Origin of the sequence: uncultured Bifidobacterium sp., assembly GCF_963540075.1 — a bacterium.
In the GTDB taxonomy this organism is placed as follows: domain Bacteria; phylum Actinomycetota; class Actinomycetes; order Actinomycetales; family Bifidobacteriaceae; genus Bifidobacterium.
Genome location: NZ_CAUTOG010000054.1, coordinates 1 through 7,825, shown reverse-complemented (window position 1 = coordinate 7,825; position 7,825 = coordinate 1). Strand labels below are relative to the sequence as shown.

Annotated in this window: 7 protein-coding genes; 6 read left to right on the top strand and 1 reads right to left on the bottom strand. The window is 65.5% G+C overall.

The features are described from left to right. Positions 1–5: 5 nt before the first annotated feature. From RWX87_RS06095 to rho, 4 genes are all read left to right on the top strand, one after another. The gene (locus tag RWX87_RS06095; protein WP_314688657.1) at positions 6–1,169 is read left to right on the top strand and encodes a GNAT family N-acetyltransferase; all 1,164 of its coding nucleotides are present in this window, start codon (positions 6–8) and stop codon (positions 1,167–1,169) included. Beyond that, entirely contained in the window at positions 1,159–1,473 is a 315-nt protein-coding gene (locus RWX87_RS06090; protein ID WP_314688655.1) for a DUF2469 domain-containing protein, read from the top strand. Before RWX87_RS06095 ends, RWX87_RS06090 begins: the two co-directional genes overlap by 11 nt. Before the next feature lie 142 nt (positions 1,474–1,615). Beyond that, positions 1,616–3,229: an NAD(P)/FAD-dependent oxidoreductase gene (locus tag RWX87_RS06085; RefSeq protein WP_314688654.1), complete on the top strand. Its 1,614-nt coding sequence runs from the start codon at positions 1,616–1,618 to the stop codon at positions 3,227–3,229. Positions 3,230–3,472: 243 nt separating this feature from the next. After that, positions 3,473–5,371, top strand: coding sequence for a transcription termination factor Rho (gene rho / locus RWX87_RS06080; protein ID WP_399552326.1), 1,899 nt, complete (start codon positions 3,473–3,475; stop codon positions 5,369–5,371). A gap of 89 nt (positions 5,372–5,460) precedes the next feature. Here rho and RWX87_RS06075 read toward each other — a convergent pair whose 3' ends face one another. Continuing rightward, positions 5,461–6,687: a pyridoxal phosphate-dependent aminotransferase gene (locus tag RWX87_RS06075; RefSeq protein ID WP_314688652.1), complete on the bottom strand. Its 1,227-nt coding sequence runs from the start codon at positions 6,685–6,687 to the stop codon at positions 5,461–5,463. Between the two features lie 191 nt (positions 6,688–6,878). On the opposite strand from RWX87_RS06075, the gene RWX87_RS06070 reads away from it, so the two are divergent. Further along, positions 6,879–7,361, top strand: a complete 483-nt coding sequence (locus tag RWX87_RS06070; protein ID WP_314688651.1) for a winged helix-turn-helix transcriptional regulator — start codon at positions 6,879–6,881, stop codon at positions 7,359–7,361. A gap of 8 nt (positions 7,362–7,369) precedes the next feature. Continuing rightward, positions 7,370–7,762, top strand: a complete 393-nt coding sequence (locus tag RWX87_RS06065) for a chorismate mutase (RefSeq protein WP_314688649.1) — start codon at positions 7,370–7,372, stop codon at positions 7,760–7,762. Positions 7,763–7,825: the final 63 nt, after the last annotated feature.

Genomic DNA, 7,825 nt, shown 5'->3' with positions numbered 1-7,825 from the left:
TGAGCATGCCTGTCGAAGTCGGCTTACCGGCGGACGCTGAAGCTCTCAGAGGACTTCCGCATAGGATCGAGGTCCCGGTCATCCGAGGGGAGATGCTCAGGCTCCGGCCGGCCTCCCCGGACGATCTCCCCGTCCTGGATCAGATGGACGCCTTCTTCAACGCCTCCGGCATCACCGGCAAGGGTCCGGTGGCGGAGCGCGCCATCGTTCATGAATGGGTCCGTCGCTCGGTCGCCTGGTCGCAGGGCAGCCCCGTGGATCACGCCCGTTTCGGAGATCCGGAATCGCGTCGCACCATCGCCTGGTCGATTCTCAGCGATGCGCCCGGCGATCGCGATGACCGCAAGGCCGGCGGCGACGGGTCGGAGGTCATCGGGATGATCTTCCTCATCGACGTCGACGGATGGTCGAGGTCGGCCCGCATCCAGATCGTGCTGGGCAGGGACTACCGCGGCCGCGGCTACTCGCGTGATGCCATGCCCCGGGTCATGACCTATGGCTTCGCCTCGGCTCCGGTCGGACTGGGGCTTCACCGGATCTGGGTGGGCGTGCCCGAGAAGAACACGCGGTCGCTGTCCGTGTACCAGTCGCTGGGCTTCGTGCCCTCGGGGACGGCGCGCGACGGCCTGTGGGATGCCGAGACCGGGAAGTACCAGGACCTGATCGTCATGGACACGCTGGTCGACGAATACGATCCCATCCGTTCGCTTGACGCCTTCGGCATGCACGTCATCGAGGACAATCCGGGCGTCCAGGAGGCCATGAGCGCCCACGAGCATTCCCTGGCGATTCGTCAGCACGGGGTTCCGGAGGAGCACGCGAAGGATGCCCGGACCGGACGCGGACGCCGCTCCCGCCATGATGCCGACGCCCCGATGCCCCCGAAGGAACGGGGATCGGGAAGCCGGCAGGATCCGACAGTCGATGCGGCGCAGGAGCGGACCGGCGCGCGCGGGGATAGGGGATCGACAGGCCGCGGAACCGCCTTGGCCTCCGACGCTCGACCATCCGCCGGAGCGGATTCGACGACGTCCGCGGATGACGCCGCTGACGGTGCCTCCTGGCCCGCCTCGCCATCCTCGCCGAAGCGATCCGAGGGCGCCTGGTGGCGTATCCTCGGGCGAGGACGCGGACGTGGCGATTCGGGAAGGGGCCGCAATGAGCGCTGAGGACCTGGACAACTACGAGACGAGCGCGGAGCTCGCCCTGTACAAGGAATACCGCGACGTGATCAAGCTGTTCACCTACGTCGTGGAGACCGAACGCCGCTTCTATCTGGCGAACAAGGTCGATTTCAACGTGCGCTCCGCCGGGCAGGACGTGTACTTCGATGTCCAGCTCACCGATGCCTGGGTCTGGGACGTCTACAGGTCGTCGCGCTTCGTGAAAAGCGTGCGCATCGTCACCTTCAAGGACGTCAACGTGGAGGAGGTCCAGAAGACCGACATCGACATACCCGATTCGATCGGGTGATCCTGGCCGAACGGGGTCATCCTCGGGACCGGCGACGTGGCCGATTCGTGGAAGTTCCCCGTTCTACCCGTCGGGGACCCTCCCGCGGCGCTAGTGTATTGACCGGCTCCGCAGCGCCGGTGCCGGAACAGTGGAGGTCACAGTGAATCAGAAGCAGTCCGTCGTCATCATCGGAGGCGGTCCCGCGGGTCTCACCGCGGCATGGGAGCTCATCGGCGACGGCGGGTCCGAGCGTTACGACGTCACGGTTCTCGAGGCCACCAAGCAGTTCGGCGGCATCTCGCGCACGGTGCGGCACAACGGCAACAGGATGGACATCGGCGGTCATCGCTTCTTCTCGAAGGACGACCGCATCATGGACTGGTGGAAGAAGGTCCTGCCGCTGCAGGGCGCTCCCTCCTACGACGACAAAAAACTCGGGCGTCACCACGACCTCGAGCCCGGTGGCCCCGACCCCGAGAAGACCGACAAGGTCATGCTCAAGCGCCACCGCGTCTCCCGCATCTTCTGGAACCACCACATGTTCGACTACCCGATCTCCCTGTCGGCCAACACCCTCAGGGCGCTGGGCTTCCGGCTGACCATCGTGGCCGGCTTCAGCTATCTCAAGTCCGTGTTCCACAAGCTTCCCGAGGACAATCTCGAGAACTTCTACATCAACCGCTTCGGCCGCAAGCTCTATTCGATGTTCTTCGAGGGGTACACGGAGAAGCTCTGGGGACGCCATCCGCGTGAGATCTCGGCGGACTGGGGCGCGCAGCGCGTCAAGGGCCTGAGCATCATCGCGGTGCTGAAGAACGCCTTCGCGAAGCTGCTCCCGAAGAGGCGCGACTCCCACAAGGTCGAGACGTCCCTCATCGAGGAGTTCTGGTACCCGAAGCTCGGACCCGGGCAGCTGTGGGAGACCGTCGAGGACAACTGCGTGAACGCCGGGGTCCATGTACTTACCGACGCCACCGTGGTGTCCATCAACCAGGACGGAGGCCGCATCGCCTCCGTCGTGTACGAGGACGCGCAGGGCCGCCGCACGGAACTCAGGGGCGACCAGTTCATCTCCTCCATGCCCATCAAGGACCTGGTGAACGCCATCGGCTCCGGGGATGCCGGAACGCCCAAGGACATGAGGGTGATCGCCAACGGCCTGCCCTACAGGGACTTCGTCACCATCGGCCTGCTGGTGAAGCATCTGAAGCTGAGGAACACGACGGACATCCCCACCCTCGGCGACCCGCCCATCGTTCCTGACTGCTGGATCTACGTGCAGGATCCCGGCTACAAGGTCGGGCGCATCCAGGTCTTCAACAACTGGAGTCCCTACCTCGTCAAGGACGTCGACGACAGCGTGTGGATAGGCCTCGAATACTTCTGCGACGAGGGCGATGACTTCTGGAGCATGACCGACGAGGAGGCCACGGCCTTCGCCATCCGCGAGCTGACGAGCATGCGCATCATCTCCGGTCCCGACGACATCCTCGACTCCCATCGCGAGCGCGTGAAGAAGGCGTATCCCGCCTACTTCGACACCTACGCCCGCATGCCCGAGCTCGTGAGGTACCTGGACGCCTTCGGCAACCTCTACTGCGTGGGACGCAACGGGCAGCACCACTACAACAACCAGGACCATTCGATGGCCACGGCGATGGAGGCGGTGAAGAACATCCGCACGGGCGCGGTCTCCAAGAAGAACGTCTGGTCGGTGAACACCGAGAAGTCCTATCACGAGGAGAAGGAAGACGGGCGGACGCCCGCGAAATAGCCTATGGCGTATGCGCCGCGGGACGCGCGGCGAGGATGGCGGCAGGACGAAGGGTCCGCCGCCATCCTCGTGTTTGCGCTTGCCCGGGCGTCGGTGTAGGGTATATGAGGTTCGGCAGGGTCATTCCGGAGCCGGACTTCATCAGCGGCATCGTCCGCATTCTTCATCGCAGGGCTTCGGCGTATGCGTCGGTGAACCCAAGGAGAGGCACGACCAGTGGCAACAGGCCAAAATCTTGAGGATATGAAGCTGTCCGAACTCAGGGAGCTCGCTCGGCAGATGAGACTTCGGGGAACGTCGACGATGCGCAAGCCCGTCCTCGTCGCCACCCTCCAAGCCGCCCGGAGCGGCGGTCAGGCGCCTGCGGGGGTCACCGTCGCCGCGCCCGCGGTGAGCCCGTCGACCACGTCCACGCTTCCGGCGTCGTCGCGGACGCCCGATTCGGCGCCCGCCACGCAGCAGGACGGCGGATCGTCGATGTCCCCCTCCTTCGCCTCGGCTGATTCCGCGCCTGCCTCACAGGGCACGTCGAAGTCTTTCCGACCCTCCGCGAAGGCGCAGACGCCCGCCGGGCGGGCCTCGGCCGATCGCCCCCGGCACGTCGATTCGAACGGGGGGGGTGCCGTCGAGTCGGCCTCCGACGATGAGGCGTTCGCGGCGCCGCGTCTGCGCCATCGTGACTCACGGCGTCAGAACCAGTCCGACCCGCGGCGCCATCGGCGCACGGAGGATGCCGCACCCGTTCGCGATCTCGATGACATCCTGGCCGCCCTCCCCGAGGAGGACGCCGCCGAGAACGACCAGCAGGAGCAGCGCGGACGCGATTTCACCCGTCGCACCAGATCGCGCGGCGACCATGATCGCCAGGGACGCGACCATCAGTCCGGCGACCGACGCCAGCGTCGTCGTGGGCGCGACCGTGAGATGGAGGACGAGGAGCCCGTCCAGCGCGAGGACCGCAGGGGCGACCGTCGCGAGCAGGATTCCCAGGAGACCCCGGAGAGCCGTGTTCCCGTCGCGGGGATCGTCGACGTCCTCGAATCCTATGCCTTCATCCGCACCTCCGGCTATCTTCCCGGCCCCAACGACGTCTACGTCTCCATGGGACAGGTCCGCAAGTACGGCCTGCGCAAGGGCGATGCCGTCCAGGGCTTCATCCGACCCCCGCGCGAGGGCGATCGTCGTGGCCAGCGCCAGAAGTTCGTTCCGCTGCAGTCCATCGAGACCGTCAACGGAGCGGATGTCGAGGAGGCGGCCCATCGCCCGCAGTTCTCCAAGCTCACCCCTCTGTATCCGCAGGAGCGTCTGCGGATGGAGACCACGCCGAACCGCATCACCGGACGCCTGATCGACATCGTGGCTCCCATCGGCAAGGGCCAGCGTGGCCTCATCGTCTCCCCGCCGAAGGCCGGAAAGACGATCACGCTGCAGAACATCGCCAACTCCATCGCGACGAACAACCCCGAGGTGCATCTCATGGTCGTGCTCGTCGATGAGCGCCCCGAAGAGGTCACCGACATGGAGCGCACCGTCCAGGGCGAGGTCATCTCCTCGACCTTCGACCGCCCCGCATCGGACCATACGATGGTCGCCGAGCTTGCCATCGAACGCGCGAAGCGTCTCGTTGAACTCGGGCAGGACGTGGTCGTGCTTCTCGACTCCATGACGCGTCTCGCACGCGCCTACAACATCGCGGCCCCGGCCTCGGGACGCATCCTCTCCGGAGGCGTGGACGCCCAGGCCCTGTATCCGCCGAAGAAGTTCTTCGGCGCGGCGCGCAACATCGAGAACGGCGGGTCGCTGACCATCATCGCGTCGGCGCTGGTGGAGACCGGATCCAAGATGGACGAGGTCATCTTCGAGGAGTTCAAGGGCACCGGCAACATGGAGCTGCGTCTGAGCCGCGATCTTGCGGACAAGCGCATGTTCCCTGCCATCGACGTGAACGCCTCGGGAACGCGCCGTGAGGAGCTCATCACGGCGAAGGCGGAGCTTCCCGTCATCTACCGTCTGCGTCGTCTCATGGGCGGCATGGAACCCGAGCAGGCGTACCAGATGCTGGTGCCGAGGCTCAAGAAGACCGCAAGCAACCATGACTTCCTGGCGGCCATCGTCCAGCAGAGCAATCTCGTCAACGGCTGAGCGTCGCGCCGAATGACCGGGGGCCGGGGAATCGATTCCCCGGCCCCCGGTCTGTTCTCACGTCCTGTTCCCAGGCGTCGGATGCGATTTCAGGCGGTGGCGTCCATGGCCCGGGGGTCGAATCCCTCCGTCGGGATCGATTGCGTACGTTCGTCCGCGAAGTCCGCCAGTCGCCGCACTCCCTCCCGCAGGCTTTCCGGATCGCCCGCGTAGGAGAGCCGCACGAAGCCCGATCCCTCCGCTCCGAACGCCTCCCCGGGCACGACCGCGACGCCGTATCGCGCGAGCAGCTCCCGGCTGAACTCCTCCGAGGACATGCCCGTGGGGCGCACGTCCACGAAGGCGTAGAAGGCGCCCTCGGAGGGGATGAGACGGAGCGACCGGCATCCGGCGAGACCATCGACGACGATTCGACGCCCGTCGAGATACTCCCTACGCATGCGGTCCACGTCCTCATCCGGGCCGTTCAGCGCCGCGATGCCGCCGTACTGCGCCATCGAATTCACGGAGGAATGGACCAGCTCGGCCATCTTGCTCGTCTGTTCGATGACGTGCGCCGGAGCCAGCAGGTATCCCATCCTCCATCCCGTCATCGCGAAGGTCTTGGACAGGCTGTCGATGATGATGGTCCTGTTCTTCATGCCCCGAGCCGACGCGATCGAAGGCGCCGAATCCACTCCGGGGAGGAAGACGAAGCGGTGATACACCTCGTCGCTGATCGCCCATAGACCGTGACGGATGCACACGTCCGCGACGTCGGCAAGCTCCTCCGCCGATGTCACCGCACCCGTCGGATTCCCCGGGGAGTTGATGATCACGGCCTTTGTCCGCGGCCCGACGGCTCGGTCGATGTCCTCGGCGTTCAGATGCATGCCGTTCCGAGGGCTGAGGGCGACCGTTCGCGGGACTCCTCCGCACATCAGCACCGCGGCCTGATAGGACGGGAAGAAGGGCGAGGGGATGATGACCTCGTCGCCGGGGTCGATGACCGCCTTGAGCGCGAGGAAGATTCCCATGGTCGCGCCTTCCATGGCCTGTATCTCGTGGTCGGGGTCGTATTCGAGTCCCTTGACGCGGCTGGTGTAGTTCGCGGCGGCGTGACGGAAATCGGGGATGCCGAGGATGTCCGTGTACGTCGTCAGTCCTCGTCTGATGCTGTCGCAGGCCGCCCTGGCCACCGCCGGGGACGCCGTATGGCGGGGCTCCCCGACGCAGAGGGAGATGGCCCCCGGGACCTTCTCCGCCCTGTCGAAGACGTCGCGGATTCCCGAACGGGGGATGGATTCCGCGTTCAAGCCGAGCGTGGGAGTCGTCATCGGAGTCATCATTCACCTCGATAAAAAATACTGAAATACTATAGATTGAAGTAATAGTTACTGTATACACACCCTGTTACAAACATATATCCGTCATTCACGGAGGGCGTGATGGCCTGATCCTGCTTCGGACCGGATTTGCCGACCCGCGACGGCTATTCTGGAGATATCCGACGGAAGGTGGATGCGGCATGGCTCAGACGCAGCGACGGCGCGTTCAGCGCGAACCGGCGGTGTCGCAACCGGCGCTGGACGATGCGGATCGTGGCATCCTCGAGGTTCTTGGGGAGGATGGTCGCGCCACGCTTTCGCAGCTCGCCGAGGTCTCTGGGCTCTCCGTCTCGGCGGTTCAGTCCCGCGTCCGACGGCTTGAGGAGCGCGGCGTCATCATGGGCTATCGCGCCCTGATCAACGAGGAGCTTCGCGGACTTCCGATCGCGGCCTTCGTCTCCGTCACTCCGTTGGACTATTCGCGTGAGGCCGAGATCCCTGGGCTGCTGGAGGGGATCGAGGGTGTGACGGCATGCTATTCCGTGGCGGGGGCGCAGAGCTTCATCCTTCGCGTGCGGGTCGCCACGCCGGGGAAGCTCGAGGAGCTTCTCAACAGGATCCACAGGGATGTTCCGGCGGCCACCGAGAGCACCATGATCCTGCAGACGTATTTCGAGAAATGAGGAATCACATGGACGACGAGGCGGACGGACACTGGCGTGACACCACGGTCGACGAGGAGGCTGCCCGGCGGGGGCCGCAGGCCGCCCAGGCGGTCGCGCGTATCCGGCAGCTTCGCCAGTCCATCGACAACGTCGACTCGGCGATCATCTCCCTCCTCGCCGAACGCTTCAAGTTCACTTCCCAGGTGGGGGTGCTCAAGGCCCAGGCGGGATTCGCGCCGGCGGATCAGCGTCGCGAGGACCACCAGATGGCCCGTCTCGTCCGCATCGCCGTGGATGCGGGCCTGGACCCCCAGATCGCCGAGATGTACCGGGAATTCGTGGTCACCGAGGCCAAGAAGAGGCATCAGCGCATAGCCGATGCCGGCGGCGATGCCGGAGTCCTCGACGTATACGCCTGAGGCGTAGGTGCCTCAGGCACGCGCCTGAGCGGTGGGGAGGTCGTCTGCACGTGGACCATCGGG